This window comes from Paraburkholderia sp. Cy-641 (assembly GCF_011752945.1).
Classification (GTDB): Bacteria; Pseudomonadota; Gammaproteobacteria; order Burkholderiales; family Burkholderiaceae; genus Paraburkholderia.
In genome coordinates this window covers 140,641-161,713 of record NZ_VWWM01000009.1, presented here as the reverse complement: position 1 = coordinate 161,713, position 21,073 = coordinate 140,641, and the positions used below count along the sequence as shown (strand labels likewise).

The 21,073-nt window shown below is 64.0% G+C and carries 16 protein-coding genes and 3 tRNA genes; 10 read left to right on the top strand and 9 right to left on the bottom strand.

Going from position 1 to position 21,073, the window contains the following annotated elements:
- Positions 1 to 684, bottom strand: a 684-nt coding sequence (locus tag F3J20_RS07710) for a squalene/phytoene synthase family protein (protein WP_167282889.1), incomplete at its 3' end; no start/stop codon positions are given.
- A gap of 230 nt (positions 685 to 914) precedes the next feature.
- Between F3J20_RS07710 and F3J20_RS07705 the strand changes: the two genes are divergently transcribed.
- Positions 915 to 1,001, top strand: a tRNA-Leu gene (locus F3J20_RS07705).
- A gap of 158 nt (positions 1,002 to 1,159) precedes the next feature.
- On the opposite strand, the gene F3J20_RS07700 is transcribed toward F3J20_RS07705, so the two are convergent.
- The 3 genes from F3J20_RS07700 to F3J20_RS07690 all read right to left on the bottom strand — a co-directional run bounded on the left by F3J20_RS07700 (position 1,160) and on the right by F3J20_RS07690 (position 3,240).
- Complete coding sequence (locus F3J20_RS07700) at positions 1,160 to 1,447, bottom strand: hypothetical protein (protein ID WP_167038285.1); 288 nt, start codon at positions 1,445 to 1,447, stop codon at positions 1,160 to 1,162.
- Between the two features lie 134 nt (positions 1,448 to 1,581).
- A complete protein-coding gene (locus F3J20_RS07695; RefSeq protein ID WP_167038283.1) occupies positions 1,582 to 2,031 on the bottom strand; it encodes a MarR family transcriptional regulator in 450 nt (149 codons plus the stop codon).
- A gap of 63 nt (positions 2,032 to 2,094) precedes the next feature.
- Positions 2,095 to 3,240, bottom strand: coding sequence for a glycerate kinase (locus tag F3J20_RS07690; RefSeq protein WP_167282887.1), 1,146 nt, complete (start codon positions 3,238 to 3,240; stop codon positions 2,095 to 2,097).
- Positions 3,241 to 3,760: 520 nt separating this feature from the next.
- Between F3J20_RS07690 and tig the strand changes: the two genes are divergently transcribed.
- The 8 genes from tig to F3J20_RS07650 all read left to right on the top strand — a co-directional run bounded on the left by tig (position 3,761) and on the right by F3J20_RS07650 (position 13,032).
- A complete protein-coding gene (gene tig, locus F3J20_RS07685; protein ID WP_167038279.1) occupies positions 3,761 to 5,107 on the top strand; it encodes a trigger factor in 1,347 nt (448 codons plus the stop codon).
- Between the two features lie 191 nt (positions 5,108 to 5,298).
- On the top strand, positions 5,299 to 5,952 hold the full coding sequence (clpP, locus tag F3J20_RS07680) for an ATP-dependent Clp endopeptidase proteolytic subunit ClpP (protein ID WP_167038277.1): 654 nt from the start codon (positions 5,299 to 5,301) through the stop codon (positions 5,950 to 5,952).
- A 198-nt stretch (positions 5,953 to 6,150) separates the two neighbouring features.
- On the top strand, positions 6,151 to 7,422 hold the full coding sequence (clpX, locus tag F3J20_RS07675; RefSeq protein WP_085481416.1) for an ATP-dependent Clp protease ATP-binding subunit ClpX: 1,272 nt from the start codon (positions 6,151 to 6,153) through the stop codon (positions 7,420 to 7,422).
- Positions 7,423 to 7,622: 200 nt separating this feature from the next.
- The gene (lon, locus tag F3J20_RS07670) at positions 7,623 to 10,043 is read left to right on the top strand and encodes an endopeptidase La (protein WP_167038274.1); all 2,421 of its coding nucleotides are present in this window, start codon (positions 7,623 to 7,625) and stop codon (positions 10,041 to 10,043) included.
- A gap of 372 nt (positions 10,044 to 10,415) precedes the next feature.
- Positions 10,416 to 10,688 (top strand): HU family DNA-binding protein, encoded by a 273-nt coding sequence (locus F3J20_RS07665; RefSeq protein WP_167038272.1) that lies wholly within the window; start codon positions 10,416 to 10,418, stop codon positions 10,686 to 10,688.
- Between the two features lie 113 nt (positions 10,689 to 10,801).
- A tRNA-Val gene (locus tag F3J20_RS07660) sits at positions 10,802 to 10,877 on the top strand.
- A gap of 57 nt (positions 10,878 to 10,934) precedes the next feature.
- Positions 10,935 to 11,011, top strand: a tRNA-Asp gene (locus tag F3J20_RS07655).
- 86 nt (positions 11,012 to 11,097) lie between these two features.
- Positions 11,098 to 13,032 carry a SurA N-terminal domain-containing protein gene (locus F3J20_RS07650; protein WP_167038270.1) on the top strand — a complete coding sequence of 645 codons (1,935 nt, stop codon included), beginning with the start codon at positions 11,098 to 11,100 and terminating at the stop codon, positions 13,030 to 13,032.
- 183 nt (positions 13,033 to 13,215) lie between these two features.
- Here F3J20_RS07650 and F3J20_RS07645 read toward each other — a convergent pair whose 3' ends face one another.
- Positions 13,216 to 13,557 carry a hypothetical protein gene (locus tag F3J20_RS07645; protein WP_167282886.1) on the bottom strand — a complete coding sequence of 114 codons (342 nt, stop codon included), beginning with the start codon at positions 13,555 to 13,557 and terminating at the stop codon, positions 13,216 to 13,218.
- Positions 13,558 to 13,674: 117 nt separating this feature from the next.
- The gene (locus F3J20_RS07640) at positions 13,675 to 14,379 is read right to left on the bottom strand and encodes an arylesterase (protein WP_167282885.1); all 705 of its coding nucleotides are present in this window, start codon (positions 14,377 to 14,379) and stop codon (positions 13,675 to 13,677) included.
- On the opposite strand from F3J20_RS07640, the gene F3J20_RS07635 reads away from it, so the two are divergent.
- Entirely contained in the window at positions 14,378 to 15,064 is a 687-nt protein-coding gene (locus F3J20_RS07635) for an ABC transporter ATP-binding protein (RefSeq protein WP_167038264.1), read from the top strand. The two genes, F3J20_RS07640 and F3J20_RS07635, sit on opposite strands and share 2 nt — an antisense overlap.
- Positions 15,065 to 15,252: 188 nt before the next feature.
- Here F3J20_RS07635 and pgi read toward each other — a convergent pair whose 3' ends face one another.
- From pgi to F3J20_RS07620, 3 genes are all read right to left on the bottom strand, one after another.
- Complete coding sequence (pgi, locus tag F3J20_RS07630; protein ID WP_167282883.1) at positions 15,253 to 16,875, bottom strand: glucose-6-phosphate isomerase; 1,623 nt, start codon at positions 16,873 to 16,875, stop codon at positions 15,253 to 15,255.
- 521 nt (positions 16,876 to 17,396) lie between these two features.
- Complete coding sequence (locus tag F3J20_RS07625; RefSeq protein ID WP_167282882.1) at positions 17,397 to 19,214, bottom strand: NAD(P)H-hydrate dehydratase; 1,818 nt, start codon at positions 19,212 to 19,214, stop codon at positions 17,397 to 17,399.
- Between the two features lie 364 nt (positions 19,215 to 19,578).
- A complete protein-coding gene (locus tag F3J20_RS07620; protein WP_167282880.1) occupies positions 19,579 to 20,874 on the bottom strand; it encodes an FAD-dependent oxidoreductase in 1,296 nt (431 codons plus the stop codon).
- Positions 20,875 to 21,073: the final 199 nt, after the last annotated feature.

Sequence of the window (21,073 nt, the reverse complement as noted above, 5' to 3'; positions counted from 1 at the left end):
GCCGGCGGGCACCGCGGCGAGCGCGGTCTGCACCGCATCGCGCGCGCGGCTCGTTTCGAAGCGCATCAGCTCCGTGAACGCGTCGGTGTATTTGCGGTTGATCAGATCGGCCGCGGTGACGTTGAAGCGCTGCATCTCGTCGATCGGAATGTAGATGCGCCCGTGGCGTGCGTCGTTGCCCGTTTCCGCGACGAACTGCGCAAGCATCAGCGCCTCGCCGAGCGGCGCGGCCCAGTTCGAATCCGGTGCGGCGTCGTGGGCGGCAGGCGCCGCGGCGCGTGAAACCAGCGCCGCAAAGCTGCCGCCGACGCCGCGCACGTAGCGCCGCAGATTCGGATAGTCGAGATAGCGTGCCTGGTCGAGGTCCATCTCGAAGCCGCCGAGCAGTTCCTGCAATGCCGGATATTCCATCTTCACATCGGGCAGATACGCAGCCAGCGCCTTCGATACCGGATGCGACGGCGAGCCCCCGGCCAGCGCGGCGATTTCGTTTTGCCACCAGGCGAGCTTCGTGCGGCCGATGGTGGGGTCGCTCGTTTCCTTGACCGTCTCCTCGAACTCGCGGCGCAATGCGAAGAGCGCCGTCAACAGCGGCTGACTGGCCGCGCGCGCCTGGCGAAGCGCATAGTAGGTGCCCGATCCTGGCGGCGCCGCTTTCTGCTGGCAGTATTCGTCGAAATTCACTGGCTTGGCGTGTGAGGAAGGACTGACGGGAAGAGTGCTCGGCGGATGTCGCGGCGCCTTTGCATCGAGCCGAAAATTGTAGCATCGGCGCCGCTCGCGCAGATATCGGCAGGGGCAGACAAGCGCGAATCAATCGGTTAGAATCTCGCGCTTACGCTTTTGGGCGCGCCTTGTGCGTGCTTTTGAGCGAACAGGACAAGCGGGCAAGACGCATCGCGGCGTGCCCGGCTGCGAGGGTGGCGAAATTGGTAGACGCACCAGGTTTAGGTCCTGACGCCCGCAAGGGTGTAGGGGTTCGAGTCCCCTCCCTCGCACCATTTATCTGTAGCGAAAAACCCCGTCAAGTCTTTGGACCGACGGGGTTTTTTGTTTTGCGTTCAGACTTTTCGGGCCAGGCTTGTCATACGGCCTGTGCCCGCGGTTGCATGCATGCGGGCGCGGGCGCTGTGCCAGGTGGCCGCTGGCGCCGGGCGATTCAGGCGTCCGGCGTTCCCGGCTGCTGCTGCGAGCCTGGCAACTCCGCCTGAGCGGCGCCTTCGAGGAAACGGCGCGTCGATTCGAAAGCCTGCAGCATCTGATCCGGCCACGGCGTTTGCAGCATGACTGCCTGATGGTTTTCGAATGCCGACGACAGCAGTTTCGCCAGTTCGGGCGAACGAAGATGACGCAGCACGACGCTGAGCGCGATCGCTGTCGCCTGGCTCGCGCCGGCGGTCTGGAGTTCTGACGCGGTGAGTGCCGCGAGCTGTTTGTTGATGTCCACTGCAACTTCCCTGGATGAAAAAACGAATGAAGGCGCGCTGGCCAAGGCCGGATTCTGACATGCGTGGCCGGTTGTCGCGCGGTGGCGCGTTATGCCCGCGCTTGCACTTGCACTCGCCGCGCGTCGTGCAAGCGCTACTCGCGCGCTAGCATCGCATCGATGACCTTGTCGAGTGCGGTGCCGAACGCGGCTTTCTCGTCGTCGTCGAGACAGGCGAACATATCGCCGTTCCACCTGCGCGCGATTGGCATCACCTTGCGATACAGCGCGCGGCCCTCGGGCGTGAGCGACACCAGCACGACGCGGCCGTCGTCGGCGCTCGGCTGCCGTTGCACGAGCCCCTGGCGGATCAGCGCTTCGGCGGCGCGGCTCGCCTGGCTTTTGTCGAGATTGGCGTGCCGCGCCAGTTCCATGATCGAGAACGGCCCGAACGAGCCCACCGACGCAATCACGCGCGCCTCGGGCAGCGTCACGCCGAGCTTCGCCTGATAGCGCTCGCCGATGCCGCGCTCGGCCAGTTTGGTCAGCACATGCAGACGGTACGTGAGGAACTGCTCGAGCCCGGCTTTAACGGAGTCCTTCATGGTCGTCCCGTAGTGAGTGGAGCGGTCGTGGCGTCGTGATTGTTGCCGCAGCCGTTGCGCGGGTCAACGCACGCCGTATTTCAATCGGGTCAGCTGTTCAGCTTCGTTGGCGAGCAGGCGTGCCGCATCGCGAATCGCCACGTCGAGCGTGATCGGCCCCGGTGCCGGCGAAAAGCAGCCGCTGAAGTGTTCGGCAAGGCGCGGCAACGCGGCGGGATCGACGGCGCCCGAGAGCAGCGTGGCAGGCACACCCGCGGCACGTGCATGGGCGCAGGCGATGAAGGGCGCCTTGCCGTGCAGCGTTTGCACGTCCGAGCGGCCTTCGCCCGTAATTAGCCAGTCGGCGCCCGCGAGCGCGGCATCGAGCCCGAGTTGCCGCGCGACCGTTTCCGCGCCGGGCTCGAACTGCGCGCCGAGCATGTGCAGTGCGAAGCCCAGGCCGCCGGCCGCGCCCGCGCCCGGCTGATCGCGCGCGGTGCGCCCGAGCGCGGCTTCGAGCAGATCGGCAAAACGCGCGAGCGCGGCGTTGATCGGTGCGACCTGTTCCGGTTTGACGCCTTTCTGTGGGCCGAAGACGGCGGTTGCGCCGTGCTCGCCGGTCAGCGGATTGTCCACGTCCGACATGCCGACGAAGTTCGTGTCGGCGAGCCGCGCGTCGAGTTGCGAAACGTCGACGCGCGCCACATGGGCGAGCTGTTCGGGCGTACCTTCGAGCTCGTTGTCCTGCGCGTCGAACAGCTTCAGGCCGAGGCCGGTCAGGAGACCCGCGCCGCCGTCGTTCGTGCTGCTGCCGCCCAGCGCCACGAAAAAGCGCCGCACGCCGGCATCGAGCAGCGCGCGAATCGCTTCACCCATGCCGTAGGTGCTGCGCGCCTCGACGGGCACGCCCATTCCCACGGGGTCCGTAATGCCGACGATCTCGGCCGTTTCGACGATCGCGCTGCCGTCCGCGAGCAAGCCCGTAAGCGCTTCACGCAAGGGGCCCGCCGCGCCGCGCACACTCAGCGAGCGGCGTTCGCCGCCGCTCGCGAGCATGGCGTCGAGCGTGCCTTCGCCGCCGTCGGCCATCGGGCAGATGCGCACGCTGGCGTCGGCGCGCGCGCGCTGGATGCCGGATGCAATCGCCTGCGCGACCTGTTCTGCGCTGAGCGAGCCTTTGAATGAATCGGGAGCGATGACGACGACGGGCGAGGGCGACGAGTTCGGCATGGTGTCTCTGAAAAATTTGAGTCGTTGTGAGCAATGGCGCGGCGGGTGAAGCGAGTCGGCGATGGGCAGGCCCAACCGAGGTCGTTAGCTTAGCAGCATGGGCGCGTCGGCTGAATATGTCGAACGGCATAGGCGGAATCGGCCGGAAAGACACGGCAGTCGCATGCGCTCGAACGCAAGTTCGTCAAGCGCTCGCGCACGAGTACGAGGGACTTGCTCGGCGACATCAGGAGGGCATTCGAAAACGGCGCCATGCAGACGAAAAACACCGCGAAATGGCCCACAAAGCGGCCTGAATGCGGGGAAAAATCGATGCAATCATCGAATCCCGGCTAAGCGCGCAAATAGTTTGCTAAAATATTTGGCTCTTTGGACTCAACCGTGCTGCTGGCGGCCTGCAGCCCGCGGCGCAGGCGCGAGATCGATGCAATCGCGGCGCAATCGGCGCGAAGCGACATCGAGCAGCGGCACGGAGAAGATATAACTGATTCGCTCGAATAATTTTAGGACGATTGAAGCCATGGCAAACGTTGTTGAAAACCTCGGCAAGCTCGAACGCCGCGTGACGATTTCCCTGCCGAAGGATGCCGTGCAGAAGGAAGTGGATTCGCGTATCCGTCAACTCGCGAAGAACGTGCGCATGCCGGGTTTCCGCCCGGGCAAGGTGCCGCTCAAAATGGTGACGCAACAGTATTCGGGTCAGGTGGAAGCCGAAGTGCTGAGCGACAAGGTCGGCAAGGAATTCTTCGACATCAGCCGCACGGAGAACCTGCGCGTCGCGGGCCAGCCGAGCTTCGCGCCGAAGGCCGAGGCCGTGGAAGGCAGCTACGCGTTCGACGCGACCTTCGAGGTGTATCCGGAAGTGAAACTGGGCGACGTCGCCGAGGCTGAAATCGAGCGCACCACGACCACGATCAGCGAAGAAGAAATCGACCGCACGCTGGACATCCTGCGCAAGCAGCGCGTGCACTTCCACGCTCGCGGCGAAGCCGGCGAGCACGGCGACGGCGGCGCGGACACGGCGGCTAAAGACGGCGACCGCGTGACGGTCGACTTCGTCGGCAAGCTCGACGGCGAAGCATTCCAGGGCGGCAGCGCCGAAGACTTCGCATTCGTGCTCGGCGAAGGCCGCATGCTGCCGGAGTTCGAAACGGCGGCGCTCGGCCTGAAGGTCGGCGAAGCGAAGGAATTCGACCTGAAGTTCCCGGACGACTACCACGGCAAGGACGTGGCGGGCAAAACCGCGCAATTCACGGTCACGATGAAGAAGATCGAGTGGGCGCATCTGCCGGAAGTCGACGCTGAATTCGCGAAGTCGCTCGGCATCGAAGACGGCGATCTGACCAAGATGCGCACCGAAATCAAGGACAACCTCGAACGCGAAGCGAAGCGTCGCACGCAAGCCATCGTCAAGAACCAGGTGATGGACGCGCTGCTGAAGATCTCGGAACTCGACGTGCCGAACGCGCTGATCGAACAGGATCAGGAGCGCCTCGTGGCGATGGCTCGCCAGGATCTGGAGCAGCGCGGCGTGCCGAACGCGAAGGACGCGCCGATCCCGGCCGCGATGTTCAAGGAGCAGGCAGAGCGTCGCGTCAAGCTGGGCCTCGTGCTGGCCGAACTCGTGAAGGCTAACGAACTGCAGGCGAAGCCGGAGCAGATCCGCGCCGAAGTCGACGAATTCGCGAAAAGCTACGAAGACCCGAAGGAAGTCGTCCGCTGGTATTATTCCAACCAGCAACGTCTTGCTGAAATGGAAGCGTACGTCGTTGAAGCCAACGTCGTCGATTTCGTCCTCGGCAAGGCCAAGGTAACGGACAAGGTGGTGAGCTTCGAAGAACTGGCAAACGCAACGGCGCAAGCTTAAGCGTCGCTGCAACGCGGCGTGCCGGCTGTCGGAGCGACGGCCCGCACGCCGTTTTTTTGTGCTGTGAAGATGCGTAGTGCCGCATGCGATCGCGCGGCGCGCACGCACCGATCGTGCACTTGAATACGGGCTCGTCGCACCAACCTGTCTCGCATCTACATCCAGAATATTTCCAGACAAGGATCCATTGCATGACCTTTCGCGCCCAAATGCTGGACACGTTGACCTCCCAGTCGTCCCGGGATCTCGAAGCGCAGGCACTCGGTCTGGTGCCGATCGTCGTGGAAACGAGCGGCCGGGGCGAGCGCTCGTACGATATCTATTCGCGTCTGCTGAAGGAACGCATCGTGTTCCTCGTGGGCGAAGTGAACGACCAGACGGCCAATCTCGTCGTCGCGCAGATGCTGTTTCTCGAAAGCGAGAATCCGGACAAGGACATCTCGTTCTACATCAACAGCCCCGGCGGTTCCGTGTCGGCGGGTATGGCGATCTACGATACGATGCAATTCATCAAGCCCGACGTGTCGACGCTGTGCATGGGGCTCGCGGCGAGCATGGGCGCGTTCCTGCTGGCAGCCGGCGCGAAGGGTAAGCGCTTTGCGCTGCCGAATTCGCGCGTGATGATTCACCAGCCGCTCGGCGGTGCGCGCGGCCAGGCGTCGGACATCGAAATCCAGGCACGCGAGATTCTGTATTTGAAGGATCGGCTGAATCATCTGCTCGCGCACCATACGGGTCAACCTGTGGAGCGCATCGCGCGCGACACGGATCGCGACAATTTCATGTCCGGCGATGATGCGCAAGCCTACGGTCTCGTCGATCAGGTCGCGCACAAGCGTCCTTGATCTGGTACGGTTTTGCTCCGCTGTTTTGTCCAGAAATTGGGGCAAAAACGTCATCGGCTCGGTTGTGAAATGGTCAACATCCGTCCGGGCGTCTGCGGCAAACGCCGTTATCTTGCTCACTAGTCCTGTCTTGCCCGAACTGCGAGGCGGGGGCAAACGGCGTATCATGTAATCCGGTGTCCGGAGGCTCACACATCTATGGCGGACAAGAAAGGTTCTAACAGCGAAAAGCTGTTGTATTGCTCGTTTTGCGGCAAGAGCCAGCATGAGGTAAAGAAACTGATTGCTGGCCCGTCGGTGTTCATCTGCGATGAATGTATCGACCTGTGCAACGAGATCATTCGCGACGAAGCGGCGGGTGCGGGAATCGAGGCGGGCTTGTCGAAGTCCGACCTGCCGACTCCGCAAGAAATTCGCGAAATTCTCGATCAATACGTGATCGGCCAGGAGCGCGCGAAGAAGATTCTCGCCGTCGCGGTCTACAACCACTACAAGCGTCTCAAGCATCTCGACAAGAAAGACGAGATCGAACTCTCGAAGAGCAACATCTTGCTGATCGGCCCGACCGGCTCCGGCAAGACGTTGCTCGCGCAGACGCTGGCACGCCTTCTGAACGTCCCGTTCGTGATTGCCGACGCAACCACGCTGACGGAGGCCGGCTACGTCGGCGAAGACGTCGAGAACATCATTCAGAAGCTGCTGCAAAACTGCAATTACGAAGTGGACAAGGCGCAGCGCGGCATTGTCTACATCGACGAAATCGACAAGATCAGCCGCAAGTCCGACAACCCGTCCATCACGCGCGACGTGTCGGGCGAGGGCGTGCAGCAGGCTCTGCTGAAGCTGGTCGAAGGCACGATGGCATCGGTGCCGCCGCAAGGTGGTCGTAAGCATCCGAACCAGGACTTCATCCAGGTCGACACGACGAACATTCTGTTCATCTGCGGCGGCGCGTTCGACGGCCTCGAGAAGGTCATTGTCGATCGCACCGAGAAGACCGGCATCGGCTTCGGCGCCAGCGTGAAGAGCAAGCAGGACCGCGACGCCGGCGAAGTGCTGCGCGAAGTGGAACCGGAAGACCTGATCAAGTTCGGTCTGATTCCCGAGCTGATCGGCCGTCTGCCGGTGGTTGCCACGCTCGGCAAGCTCGACGAAGCGGCGCTGATGAAAATTCTCGTCGAACCGAAGAACGCGCTGGTCAAGCAGTATCACAAGCTCTTCAACATGGAGCGTGTCGAACTCGAGATCCGGCCCGCCGCGCTGCAGGCCGTGGCGCGCAAGGCGATCCGCCGCAAGACGGGCGCGCGGGGTCTGCGCTCCATTCTGGAACAGGCGTTGCTCGACGTGATGTACGACCTGCCGCAAATGAAAGGCGTCAGCAAGGTCATCATCGACGACAACGTCATCGATGGCGACGGCAAACCGCTGCTGATCTACGAAGACGCGCCGAAGGTCGCGGGTTCGAACTGATCGGCTTTAGAGTTCTGCAAAAAGGCCGTTCATGGCGACGTGAACGGCTTTTTCGTTTATCGTGTGGTCAGGCTGATTGTTTTCACTATGGAGTCATTGAATCTTCGGAGTCTCTGAACTTTTCCCACACGCGAAGGCTTGCAATATTTTCTGCTGGCCTCACCTATCGAACGAACTGATTCCACTCATGGGGAAATGAAATGTCAGGAACCCAACTCCTCCCGCCGGAACGCATTACGCTGCCGCTGCTCCCGCTGCGCGACGTAGTCGTTTTCCCGCACATGGTGATTCCGCTCTTCGTAGGCCGCCCGAAGTCGATCAAGGCTCTCGAAGCAGCGATGGAAGGCGGCAAGCACATCATGCTCGTCGCCCAGAAAACGGCTGCGAAAGACGAGCCGACCGAAAAGGACATGTACGAAGTAGGGTGTGTTGCCAACATCCTGCAGATGCTGAAGCTGCCCGACGGCACGGTGAAGGTGCTCGTCGAAGGCTTGCAGCGCGCGAAGACGCTTTCCATCGAAGAGCAGGAAACGCAATTCTCGTGCGAAGTCATGCCGCTCGAACCCGACCACGCCGACAGCGCTGAAACCGAAGCGCTGCGCCGCGCGATCGTGTCGCAGTTCGACCAGTATGTGAAGCTGAACAAGAAGATCCCGCCGGAGATCCTGACCTCGCTGTCGGGCATCGACGAGGCCGGGCGTCTTGCCGACACGATCGCGGCGCATCTGCCGCTCAAGCTCGACCAGAAGCAGCACATCCTCGAGATGTTCCCGGTGATCGAGCGGCTCGAGCATCTGCTCGCGCAACTCGAAGCCGAGATCGACATCCTGCAGGTCGAAAAGCGCATCCGCGGGCGCGTGAAGCGTCAGATGGAGAAGAGCCAGCGCGAGTACTACCTGAACGAACAGGTCAAGGCGATCCAGAAGGAACTCGGCGAAGGCGAGGAAGGTGCGGACCTCGAAGAACTCGAGAAGCGCATCACGGCCGCGCGCATGCCGAAGGAAGCGAAGAAGAAGGCCGACGCCGAGCTGAAGAAGCTCAAGCTGATGTCGCCGATGTCGGCGGAAGCGACCGTCGTGCGCAACTATATCGACACGCTGATCGGCTTGCCGTGGCGCAAGAAGAGCAAGGTCAACAACGACCTCTCGAATGCAGAACGCGTGCTCGACGAAGACCACTTCGGTCTCGAGAAGGTGAAGGAACGCATTCTCGAATATCTCGCGGTCCAGCAACGTGTCGACAAGGTCAAGGCGCCGATCCTGTGCCTCGTCGGGCCCCCGGGCGTGGGCAAGACTTCGCTCGGCCAGTCGATCGCGCGCGCGACGAACCGCAAGTTCGTGCGCATGGCGTTGGGCGGCGTGCGTGACGAAGCCGAGATTCGTGGCCATCGTCGTACGTACATCGGCTCGATGCCGGGCAAGATCCTGCAGAGCCTGACCAAGGTCGGCGTGCGCAATCCGCTCTTCCTGCTCGACGAAGTCGACAAGATGGGCCAGGATTTCCGCGGCGATCCGTCGTCGGCGCTGCTCGAAGTGCTCGATCCGGAACAGAACCACACGTTCGCCGATCACTACGTCGAGGTCGACTTCGATCTGTCGGACGTGATGTTCGTGGCGACGTCGAACTCGCTGAACATTCCGCCGCCGCTGCTCGACCGGATGGAAGTGATCCGTCTGTCGGGTTATACGGAAGACGAGAAAGTCAGCATCGCGCAGCGTTACCTGTTGCCGAAGCAGAAGAAGAACAACGGTCTCAAGGATGGGGAGATCGAAGTGACGGAAACCGCGATCCGCGACATCATTCGCTACTACACGCGTGAAGCGGGCGTGCGTTCGCTCGAGCGTGAAGTGTCGAAGATCTGCCGCAAGGTCGTGAAGATGCTTCTGCTGAAGAAGGCCGAAGGCGCGGTGAAGGTCGACGGCAGTAACCTCGACACCTTCCTCGGCGTGCGCAAGTACGACTTCGGTCTGGCCGCAAAGGAAAATCAGGTGGGCCAGGTCACGGGTCTCGCGTGGACGGAAGTGGGCGGCGATCTGTTGACCATCGAAGCCGCAGTGATGCCGGGCAAGGGCAATGTGATCCGCACGGGTTCGCTCGGCGACGTGATGAAGGAATCCGTCGAAGCGGCGCGCTCGGTCGTGCGTTCGCGTTCGCGTCGTCTTGGCATCAAGGACGAAGCGTTCGAGAAGCAGGACATTCACATCCACGTGCCGGAAGGCGCGACGCCGAAAGATGGTCCTTCGGCCGGTATCGCGATGACGACCGCGCTGGTGTCGGTGCTGACCGGTATTCCGGTGCGTGCCGATGTCGCGATGACGGGTGAAATCACGTTGCGTGGCGAAGTTCTGCCGATCGGCGGCCTGAAGGAGAAGCTGCTCGCGGCGCATCGCGGCGGCATCAAGCTCGTGCTGATTCCGGAGGAGAACGTCAAGGACTTGACCGAGATTCCGGACAACGTGAAGAACGCGATCGAAATCGTGCCGGTCCGCTGGATCGACAAGGTGCTCGAACTGGCGCTCGAACGTGTGCCGCAACCGTTGCCAGAAGAAGAGCCGAAGCCGGCAGCGCCTGTCGCGGCCGAGCCAGGCAAGGATTCCGCAACGGAAGTCGTGAAGCACTGACGCTCGCGAGAACGCGCTAAAGCATTCGGTTGCGAAGTGCTCGGCTGAAGCAAAAAACCCGCGGTTACGGCCGCGGGTTTTTTATTGCCTGCGCGAAGTTCATAAAGTCCCGTGAGTGTCTTGCACGCTCACTTCAAAAAGACGCTGAAAGCGCGAACAGCGATTCATCGCAAACACGCACGCCATCGAGCCAGCCGTCGCAATATCGGCTGATCGAAAGGCGCTTCCCAAACAGCGCTCATCCGGCTCAACCCCGCTTGACACGAGGGTTTCGGCTAATTCTAATGAGCCGGCCCGGCATTGCCGCCGGTCGCGTGAAGCAGGCGCTGGAAAGCGCCATCACGATTCCATACACATTCTCGGGGGACAGGAATGAACAAGACGGAATTGATCGATCACATTGCGCAGCAGGCCGATATTTCGAAAGCTGCGGCAGGCCGTGCACTCGATGCCGTGATTACCGGCGTCAAAGGTACGTTGAAGAAGGGCGATTCGGTGACGCTGGTCGGTTTTGGCACGTTCGCAGTCGGCAGGCGTATTGCGCGCACCGGTCGGAATCCGCGCACTGGCGCCGAGATCAACATCAAGGCCGCGAAAGTTCCCAAATTTAGGCCTGGCAAAGCGCTGAAGGATGCGCTAAACTAACGGGCTTGCTGCTTGAGGAATCGCCTGAAATAGGTTGCTTGATCGGATCGCGGATCGGGCGCGTAAATCGGCATAACATCGGCAGCAAGGAATGAAGCACTGAATCACGAAACGGGTGCTTAGCTCAGTTGGTAGAGCGGCGCCCTTACAAGGCGTAGGTCGGGAGTTCGAGCCTCTCAGCACCCACCAGTTTCATGATTCGGCAGCCGTATTTCAGGCAGCGAATGCAGCAAAAGCGCAGTATAAGGAGTGGTAGTTCAGTCGGTTAGAATACCGGCCTGTCACGCCGGGGGTCGCGGGTTCGAGTCCCGTCCACTCCGCCAGTATCCACGAAAGGCGAACTCCGGTTCGCCTTTTTTATTGCCCGCTGTTGTAAGATCGGGCGTTCTGTTTTTGGCACCCCTCACGCATGCTCGATTTCTTCCGCAACCACCAACGCCTGATGATGTTCATGCTCGTCCTCGTCATTCTGCCGGGGCTGGGTTTTGTGGGTATTCAGGGCTTCCGCGGCTTCTTTGACGAGAGCACGAACGTCGCAAGCGTCAACGGTCACAAGATCACTCGCGTGGAGTACGACGACGCGATGCGTCAGCAGCTCGACCGCGCGCGTCAGATGCTCGGCGCGCAGTTCGACATGAAGGCGTTCGATACGCCGGAGCGCCGTCGCGAGATGCTCGACGGCATGATCGAGCAGCGCGTGCTAGCCGACGAAACGCAGCGCCTGCACCTGACCGCATCGGATGAAGCCGTGCGCCGCGCGTTGCTGGCCGACCCGGTGATTTCGTCGCTGAAGAATCCCGACGGCTCGATCGACCTCGACCGCTACAAGCAACTGCTCGCGATGCAGGGCATGACGCCCGACCAGTACGACGAGCGCGTGCGCTACAGCCTGTCGATGCAGCAGCTGCCCGCGAGCATTCAGGCAAGCTCGTTCACCTCGAAGACGCTCGCGCAGCATCTGACCGAGCTGGCCGAGCAGCAGCGTGAAGTGCAGGGCATCGCGTTCCATCCGCGTGACTATGCCGCGCAGATCCAGCCGACCGACGCGCAACTGCAGGCGTATTACGACGCGCATCGTAACGATTTCGCGACGCCGGCCACCGCGACGATCCAGTACATCGTGATGTCGCCGGCCGCACTCAGCGCATCGGCACAACCGAGCGACGCGGACCTGAAGAAATACTACGACGACAACATCGCGCACTTCCGCACCGAAGGCGAAGTGCGTGCGAGCCATATCCTGATCGCGGCGCCGAAAGACGCGAGCGCGGCCGACAAGGCCAAGGCGAAGCAGAAGGCCGAAGAGTTGCTCGCGCAAGTCAAGGCGCATCCGGACCAGTTCGCGCAGATCGCCCAACAGAACTCGCAGGACCCGGGCTCGGCAGCGAAGGGCGGCGATCTCGGCTACTTCGGCCGCGGCATGATCGCGGGTGGCCAGGCGTTCGACGATGCGGTGTTCGCGCTGAAGAAAGACGAGATCAGCGGCATCGTGCAGACCGATTTCGGTTTCCACATCGTCAAGGTGACGGACGTGAAGCCGGCGGTCACGAAGCCGTTCGACGAAGTGAAGGACCAGATCGCCGGCGAGCTGAAGACGCAACTGGCGGCCAAGGCGTTCACCGACAACTCGGAAGGCTTCACGTCGCTCGTCTACGAAAAGGCGAAGAGCCTGCAGCCGGCCGCCGACAAGTACAAGCTGCAGGTACAGACCGCGACGGTCACGCCGCAGCCGGACCCGAAGCTGCCGCCCGACAGCCCGCTGAACAACGCGAAGTTCCTCGCAGCCGTGTTCGCGAGCGATTCGGTGTCCGCGCACAACAACACGCAGGCGATCGACGTCGGCGGCAACACGCTGATCGCCGCGCACGTCACCGACTACAAGCCCGCCGCGGTGCCGGCATTCGATGTCGTCAAGGATGCGGTGCGCCAGAAGGTGATCGCGGTCCAGTCGAACGAGGCCGCGCACAAGGACGGCGCCGCGAAGCTGGCCGAGTTCGAGAAGTCGAAGACGACGGCGGGTTTCTCCTCGCCGCTGAAGGTGTCGCGCAACGACTCGCAGGGCGTGCCGCCCGCCGCACTGAGTGCAATCTACAAGGCGGATGCGCAGAAATTGCCGGCCTACGTCGGTGTCGATCTCGGCGACGATGGCTATGCGATCTATCGCGTCAACCAGGTCGTGGCCGCCGCGCCGGCCGATCCGCAGCGTCTTGCCGCGGCGCAGCAGCAGATCGCGCAGATCGACGCGCAGTCGCAGTCGGAAGCCTTCGTGAAGGCGCTGCGCGAGCGCTCGAAGGTGAAGTACTACGGCTCGCTCGACAGCAGCGCGCAGACGGGCGACCAGTAAGCGGCGCTCGCCAGGGCAAAGCAAAACGAAGCACAGCAAAGCGCCCCGCAGCGTTTTGCACCTACGAAAAAGCCCCGCAATCGCGGGGCTTTTTCATTGGCCGATAGCGCGGGAAGCATGCACGGTGAGTCACGCAACGCGCGGCCTCATCCCCGCTTCATAGCCTCACCTCACAGCCTCACCTTACAAACATCCGCTGATCGCGCCGGTGGCCTCGCTGCCGGCCGCGCCATTGGAGCGGAAACCGACCCACGTGCCCTTGCCGCTGTACGACGGACGCACCACCGCGGCCGCGCCGTTAGGCGGCTGCTGGCCCGGCACGTAGACGTCCACGGCCTGGTCGTTGGCGAGGGTGTTCTGCGAGACCACCTGTTGTTGCGAAGCGTCCGCCCATTTCTGCGCGATGCAGCTGGCGACGGCGCCGGGCGGCTGCTGGCTTTGGCCGACGGATTGAACGCCGGCCGGCGGTTGGGCGGCACAGGCCGAAAGGGCAACGGTCAAAGCGATTAACGGTAGGTATTTCACGTTATCTCCTCAGGAGTCGCTCGGGAAGCGAGCCGGGTCGCACGGGATTGCGGGAGTATCGGGACGACTCCGGCGATCCGTGTTCCCCAAGTTCCGGAAACAAGTCGTTGGCAGTTTTCAGTGCGGCGAACTTGTGCGAAGGAGTGGCTTGACAGCGGGCCACACGTTGTTGAGTAGCAGGGGCTGTGCCTGCACCGCCGGATGAATCTGGTCGGCCTGGAACATCTCCGGTTTGTCCGCGATGCCGGCGAGCAAAAACGGCACGAGCGGCACGTTAAACTCCTTCGACAGCTGGCCGTACAGACCATGGAACTTCTGCGTGTAGTCGGGGCCGTAATTGGGTGGGACGTACATGCCGATCAGCACGACCTTCGCGTGACCCTGCTGCGCCTGTTCGATGATCGTGCGCAGGTTGTCCGCGGTCGTGGAGAGCGGCACGCCGCGCAAGGCGTCGTTGGCGCCGAGCTCGACGATCACGATGCTCGGCTTCAGACGCAGCATCAGCTCGGGCATGCGCGCCCGTCCACCGCTCGTGGTGTCGCCGCTGATGCTTGCATTGGCAACGCTATAATCGATGCGCTTTTCGGCGAGCCGCTGGCGCATCAACGCAACCCAGCCCGTGTCGCGAGGCAGGCCGTATTCGGCGGAGATGCTGTCGCCGAGCACGACGATCACGGGCTTCGCGGGTTCCGGCGCATTGGCCGCATGCGCCGGCGAGGACATCGAAAACACGGCGGCAGCCATCAGGGTCGCGCCGAATGCCGCAGTCAGCGCCGCGGCGCGAGGGGCGATGGCGCGCACTTTCAACCTACGCTTCACCATGCCAAACAGAACTGATCCAGTCATTGAAGTGCGGGGTTTGTGCAAGAGGGTTAAGGATGCGACGGGCGAACTGACGATTCTCGACGACATCGATCTTGCCATCGACGCCGGCAGCAGCGTGGCGATCGTCGGTGCATCCGGCTCGGGCAAGTCTACGCTGCTCGGCTTGCTCGCGGGATTGGACAGCGCGAGTTCGGGCTCGGTTCGGCTGCTTGGCCGCGAACTCACCGAATTGAGCGAGGACGAGCGCGCCGCGCTGCGCAGCGGCTCGGTCGGTTTCGTGTTCCAGTCATTCCAGTTGATGCCGCATCTGACCGCGCTCGAAAACGTCACGTTGCCGCTCGAACTGCAAGGCGGCATCGGCACGCGCGAGGCCGCGGCGCGTGCGCGTCATCTGCTCGAACAGGTAGGGCTCGGGCAGCGTACCGGTCATTATCCGAAGCTCCTGTCGGGCGGCGAGCAGCAGCGCGTCGCGCTCGCGCGCGCGTTCGTCACGCATCCGGCCATCCTGTTCGCCGACGAACCGACCGGCAGCCTCGACGCCGCCACCGGCCACGCGGTGATCGATCTGATGTTCGAGATGAATCGCGCGAACGGCGCGACGCTCGTGCTCGTCACGCACGATATCGAACTCGCGCGCCGTTGCGACACGACGGTGACGATCGAAGCGGGGCGGCTGGCGTGAGCCGCGCATCGGCGTAACCGGACCCGAAGGCGGTCGATGCAAAAACAAAGCGGGCTATAGCAGCCCGCTTTGTTATTCCGCTTCAGGACGTGTATCCGCTTCGCGGCGCGTGGCCCGAGCGCATGATGTTCGCACTCGCACTCGCACTCGAACCCGCACCGAACCCCACGCCATCCACGCCCGATGCTTCAGCGCTTCAACGCCGCGCGCGCCCGTGCGATCAACGCCGACGTCGACGAATCATGCTGCTTCACGTCGGCGCTCGCCGCGCCCAGATCGGCCTCGACGACCTTGCCGAGAATCTTGCCCAGCTCGACGCCCCACTGATCGAACGGATTGATGTTCCACACCGAGGCCTGCACGAGCACCTTATGCTCGTAGAGCGCGATCAACGCGCCGAGCGTGCGCGCGGTGAGCGCATCGACGAGCAGCGTCGCGGTCGGACGGTTGCCGGGGAACGTGAGGTGCGGCGCGAGTTCGGGCTTGTCCGGGCCGGCCACCTTCTTCGCTTCGTCGAGCGTACGGCCGAGCATCAGCGCTTCGCTCTGCGCGAAGCAGTTCGCGAGCAGTTTCGGATGATGGCTCGCAAGCGGATGCTCGGGCGTCAACACCGCGATGAAATCGATCGGCACGATCGTCGGGCCCTGGTGCAGCATCTGGAAGAACGCGTGCTGACCGTTCGTGCCCGGCTCGCCCCACGTGACGGCCGAGGTCGGATAGTCGACCATCGCGCCGTCGAGCCGCGCGGACTTGCCGTTGCTTTCCATTTCGAGCTGCTGCAGATACGAGGGCAGGAAATGCAGCGCTTCCGAATACGGCGCAACGAGGTAGCTTTGCGAGCCGAAGAAGTTGCGATACCAGATGCCGATCATGCCGAGCAGCACCGGCAGGTTCTTTTCGAGCGGTGCGCTGCGGAAATGCTGGTCCATCTCGTTGGCGCCGGCGAGCAGTTCGTCGAACTGCCGCGGGCCGACCGCGATCATGATCGACAGACCCACGGCCGACCATAGCGAATAGCGGCCGCCGACCCAGTCCCACATCGAGAACACGTTCTCTTTCGCAATGCCGAACCTGACCACTTCCGCCGTATTGGCCGACACGCCGACGAAATGCTTTGCGAGCGCGCTTTCCGGGCAGCCTTTCTCGACGAACCAGTCGCGCAGCGAGCGCGCGTTGGTCATCGTTTCGAGCGTCGTGAAGGTCTTGGAGACGATGATCGCGAGCGTTTCTTCGGGATCGATCTGCTGCATCACGTTGTAGAGATCGGCGCCGTCGACGTTCGACACGAAGTGCGTGTCGATCTCGGGCGTCGCGAGATGATGCAGCGCGTGCACGACCATCTTCGGTCCGAGGTCCGAGCCGCCGATGCCGATGTTTACGACGTGGCGAATCCGCTTGCCGGTATAGCCGGTCCACTGGCCGTTGCGCACCTGCTCGGCGAAGGCGGCCATTTTGGCGCGCTCGGCCTGTACCTCGGCGAAGAACGGCGCGTTCGGATCGGTGGCGCGCAAGGCGGTGTGCAGCGCGGCGCGGCCTTCGGTCGGGTTCACCACTTCGCCGGCGAACATCGCGTCGCGGCGCTTTTCAACGCCGGCTTCGCGCGCGAGCTGCACGAGCAGTTTCAGGGTTTCGTCGGTGATGCGGTGTTTCGAGAAATCGGCCGCGAGACCGCCGCCGCCGAACGTGAGGCGCTCGGCGCGAGTGGGGGCGGGATCGTTCTCGGGGGCGAACCAGTCGCGCAGATGCGCATCGCGAATCTTCTCGTAATGCGTCTGCAGCGAGGACCAGGAGGGGAGCGAGTTCTGGGTCATAGCGTCCGTCTAACCAAGGGGCACGAGGAAAAGGCGCGCGCCTGAAGCGCGGCCGAGAGTGATGCGGCGATGCAGTCAGAGCGATGCCGCGCGGCCGGGTTCGTCGGGTGAGGGCGGCGGCCAGTGTGCGGTCAATGCCCGTCAGCCTTGCAAGCTCGCGAATTGCGTGGATTGCATGAATCTCGCGAAAGTGCGATGCATGCGAGCGCTGAATTTCGTCACCCTGCGCGATCGATCCGGCACGCGGCGCAGACAGCCAGTATAGCGGGGATGCGTGACGGGCTGCAGTGCCTTGAGCGCGAACGCAAAGGTTGGGATGAGTGGTGCGGGCGTTGGTGTAAAGGCTGGGGGCGAAAATGCTCAAAGCGAAGGCTCAAAGCGAAAACCGGTCGCCAGCGCTCGACGCGACAGACTTGCGATCGGTCAGCGCAATTCCGGCACACACGATCTCCGCATGAAGCGCACATCGCTCGCGCTTCATGCCCGATTCACGCCCGCTTTATGCCCGCCTCATGTCCCCATCATGCAACCGTCGGCGGATAGAACAACCGGTTGATCAATTCGCGCACCATCGGCGCGAGTTCGCCGGCCGTCAGACCCGCGGGGCCGCGGCCTTGCGCGGTCAGCATGTCGGCGGCGAGGCCGTGCAGATAGACGCCCGCGAGCGCCGCTTCATAGCGCGGCAGATGCTGTGCCAGCAAGGCGCCGATGATGCCGCCGAGCACGTCGCCGGTGCCGCCCGACGCGAGCGCGGCGTTGCCGCTCGGGTTGATCGCGAGGCGGCCGTCCGGCGCCGCGACGATCGTGCCGACGCCCTTCAGCACGACTACGCTCGCGAGGCGCGCGGCGAGCGCGCGTGCGGCGGCAAGGCGGTCGCGCTGCACGGCGGGCGCGTCGTTGCCGAGAAGGCGTGCTGCTTCGAGCGGATGCGGCGTCAGGATGCAGGGATCGCCTTGCGCGCCGCGCGCGGCCACTGCGGCGGCAAGTGCGGGGTCTTGTGCGATCAGGTTCAGTGCGTCGGCATCGAGAAGCTTCGGCACGTCGAGTTGCAGCACGTCGCGCAGCACTTGCGTCGCGCGTTCGCGTTGCCCCATGCCGCAGCCGATCGCGAGCGCGTCCATTGTGTCGAGCGGCAGTGTGTCGGGTGCGTGCAGCATCAGTTCGGGATGCGGTGGATCGTAGGGCGGTGCGCCGTCGCCGAGCAGCGCGACGTGGACCTTGCCCGCGCCCGCGTAGAGCGCGGCGCGCGCCGCGAGGATCGCCGCGCCGCACATGCCGGTGTCGCCGCCGACCACCGCGAGGCTGCCGAACGTGCCCTTGTGGGTCGCGAAATCGCGCGGCGGCATGAAGGCGCCGAAGAGGTCGGGCGCGTTTAGCCGGATGGCGGCGAGCGGGGTGCTGAGGAGGCGGCTGTTTGTGCTGTTGATGGCGTTGCCGTTGCTCGTATCGTTGCTTGTGTCGCTGCCCGTGCCGCTTTCCACACCGCCGCTTGCACCGTGATTCGTACTGCCGCTCGCCGCGTGTCCCATAGCGCGACTCGCAGCGTGGTCCGCATCACTGTTCGCGTCAGTGACAGCCCCACTCGCATCGCCATTGCCACCACCATCGACCCCTCTGCCCAAGCCGATCGGCGCGAGCATCAGATGGCCGGCGAGGTCGCGGCCTTGCGCGGTGAAAAGTCCCGGCTTCGCGCCGATGAACGTGATCGTGTGCGTCGCGCGGACAGTCGCTGCGCCGCTGCCGCCGACCACCGTACCGGTGTCGCCATCGAGGCCGCTCGGCACGTCGAGCGCAAGCACGATGCCGTGCGTCGGACGCGTCGCGCTGCGTTGCGACAGCAGACGCGCGACGCTCGCGAACACGCCATCGAGCGGCCGCACGAGGCCGATGCCGAACATGCCGTCAACGAGCCAGCCATAGCCATCGAGCGAGGCGGGCGCCGCCGCGCTAATCGGCACGCCGGCGGCGCGCGCGAGGTCGAGCGCCCAGCGCGCGTCGGCCGGCTTCACCTCGACCGGCATGCAGAGCTCCACGGTGACGCCAGCCTTGTGCAACTCTGTTGCTACAACCAGCGCGTCGCCGCCGTTGTTGCCGGGGCCGGCGATCAACCAGACACGTTGCTGCGATTTCGTCACCGACGTGTCGGCGGCGATCCGTTCGAGCAGGAAGCGTGCGGCGGTGTGACCTGCGCGCGCCATCAGCGTGTGCTCGGGCAGCGCGGCGGCGGCCTGCGATTCGGCGATCCTCAGATCGTTCAGCGTGAGTAGTGGCAGCGCGCGATGGGGCGGGGCGGTCAACGGACCGAGAAACGTGGGTAGCGAGTTTTCTGCGTCTGTCATGGCGAATCCGGCGGTGCGCCCGCGGCGAGGCGGGCAGGCTTGGGAATCGCTATGGTAGTGCCGATGTCGTGTCGATGGGCGCGTGCTGTGTGGCGACGTCGCCGCGTGCGCGGCGGAACGCCCGGCATGCGAGCGGTGAGGGCGTGCGCCAATGAGTCGGCGTAATGAGGGGCAGCGGATAAGCCCCCAGCCTTGATCGAGGTATCGCGACCGCATGGACCGTCACGCCTTGAGCGCGTCTTGTCGCGACATAGCCGGAGGGAGAAACCGGCCTGCCGGCGTTGGAACTCAAAACGCCAAGAACTAGCAAAACGCCAGAAACCGGCAAGAACCGCCGCCAGCCCCACGCGTCCTGGCACGAGCTTTACTGAAACCGCTCCGGCCGCAACGCCGCGAGCGTTTCCGGCGGAAGCGCCGACGCCTGCTCCGTCATCAGATCGGCGACGAGCCGGCCCGAGCCCCAGGCCAGCCCCCAGCCCGCCGGCCCATGTCCGGCGTTGACGAACAGACGCGGATGCAGCGCGTTGCCGATCACCGGTAAGCCATCCGGCGACAGCAGCTTCACGCCTTCCCACGGCAGCGCCGCCGAAATCCGCGCGGCGCCCGGAATCCAGTCGTGCGTCGCCTGGCCGAGCAGCGCGAGCGCCTCACTGGTCAGCGCCTCGCCGAGCGGCTTGTCGAGCTGGCTCGCGCCTTGCAGCACCGCGCCGCCGGCAATGCGCAGCCGATGGTTCATGCGGCTGATGCCGATGCGCTTGACCGCATCGACGATCGCCACGTGCGGCGCGCATTCCTCGTGCGCGATCGGCGCGACGAGCGTATGGATGCGCAGCGCATGCAGCGGCAGCCGCAGGCCCGCGCGCTCGAGCAGCGCGAGGCTGCCGTGGCCGGCCGCGACCACGACCGCGTCGGCATGCACCACGTCGACTTCGCGTGCGCGCAGCACGTCGTCGCGCGGCGTGAGTTCGACCGTCGCGCGCTGGCTTTCGAGGCGGATCGCCGAGACTTCGCGGCCCAGCATGAACTGCACGCTGCCCTCGATATCGAGAGTCTGTTTGACGAGCTTGGCGAAGAGCGGGCAGTTCGCGGTGCGCTCGTGCTCGAACAGCACGCCGCCCGCGAATGCCGGCTCGGTCGGCACCGCATGCTCGAAGGCCGCGCATTCGGCTGGTGTCAGCACGTGATGCGGCACCTCGAACCGGCGCAGCAGATCGAATGCGGCTGAGTTCTGTTCCCATTCGTGAGCGGCGCGCACGAGGTAAAGCAGTCCGCTTGCCTGTTCGAATTCAAGCCCGAAGCGCGCTTCCACGTCGGCCATCGATTCGCGCGAGGCTTCGATCAGCGGGCGCAGCAGCGCGTACTGGCGCGCGAACGCCTCGGGTTCCTGCAGCTCGGCGAGCCGCTTGACGAACTGCCGCGCGGGCCCGTTGAAGCCGGTCTTGCTGATCACGCCGTTTTTCGCGTTGTGGCGGCTGGCCATGAAGGTCGGGCCGAACCAGACGTCGAGCGGCGTGGGCAGCACGGCGCCGCCTTGTCCGTAAGTGGCGCCTTGCGCGACGGTCGCGTGCCGTTCGACGACGCAGACGCGGTGGCCGGCCGCGCGCAGGTGATAGGCGGTGGCGACGCCCGCTATCCCGCCGCCAATGACGATGACATCCATGCTCTGATTCGATGTGCCGACGGGCCGCTCGCGCGCCTTCCCGTTGGGCGTGACATGCGGCGCGCTACCGCGTGAGACCTCGTTCGCGCGCCGATCGGGTGAAAGGGCGAATGATAGCAGCCAAACCGCCGGCGCGGCGACGCGCACGGCACCGCGCGGCGCGCTTCGCGCGTGCGCCGAAGCCCGCTGGACGCCCGTT

Coding starts and splice junctions, on each gene's coding strand:
- pgi (WP_167282883.1), bottom strand. CDS start 16,875: ATGACCCAGAACTCGCTCCCCTCCTGGTCCTCGCTGCAGACGCATTAC.
- F3J20_RS07650 (WP_167038270.1), top strand. CDS start 11,098: ATGCTCGATTTCTTCCGCAACCACCAACGCCTGATGATGTTCATGCTC.
- F3J20_RS07690 (WP_167282887.1), bottom strand. CDS start 3,240: ATGCCGAACTCGTCGCCCTCGCCCGTCGTCGTCATCGCTCCCGATTCA.
- clpX (WP_085481416.1), top strand. CDS start 6,151: ATGGCGGACAAGAAAGGTTCTAACAGCGAAAAGCTGTTGTATTGCTCG.
- F3J20_RS07640 (WP_167282885.1), bottom strand. CDS start 14,379: ATGGTGAAGCGTAGGTTGAAAGTGCGCGCCATCGCCCCTCGCGCCGCG.
- F3J20_RS07625 (WP_167282882.1), bottom strand. CDS start 19,214: ATGACAGACGCAGAAAACTCGCTACCCACGTTTCTCGGTCCGTTGACC.
- tig (WP_167038279.1), top strand. CDS start 3,761: ATGGCAAACGTTGTTGAAAACCTCGGCAAGCTCGAACGCCGCGTGACG.
- lon (WP_167038274.1), top strand. CDS start 7,623: ATGTCAGGAACCCAACTCCTCCCGCCGGAACGCATTACGCTGCCGCTG.
- F3J20_RS07620 (WP_167282880.1), bottom strand. CDS start 20,874: ATGGATGTCATCGTCATTGGCGGCGGGATAGCGGGCGTCGCCACCGCC.
- F3J20_RS07665 (WP_167038272.1), top strand. CDS start 10,416: ATGAACAAGACGGAATTGATCGATCACATTGCGCAGCAGGCCGATATT.
- clpP (WP_167038277.1), top strand. CDS start 5,299: ATGACCTTTCGCGCCCAAATGCTGGACACGTTGACCTCCCAGTCGTCC.
- F3J20_RS07695 (WP_167038283.1), bottom strand. CDS start 2,031: ATGAAGGACTCCGTTAAAGCCGGGCTCGAGCAGTTCCTCACGTACCGT.
- F3J20_RS07635 (WP_167038264.1), top strand. CDS start 14,378: ATGCCAAACAGAACTGATCCAGTCATTGAAGTGCGGGGTTTGTGCAAG.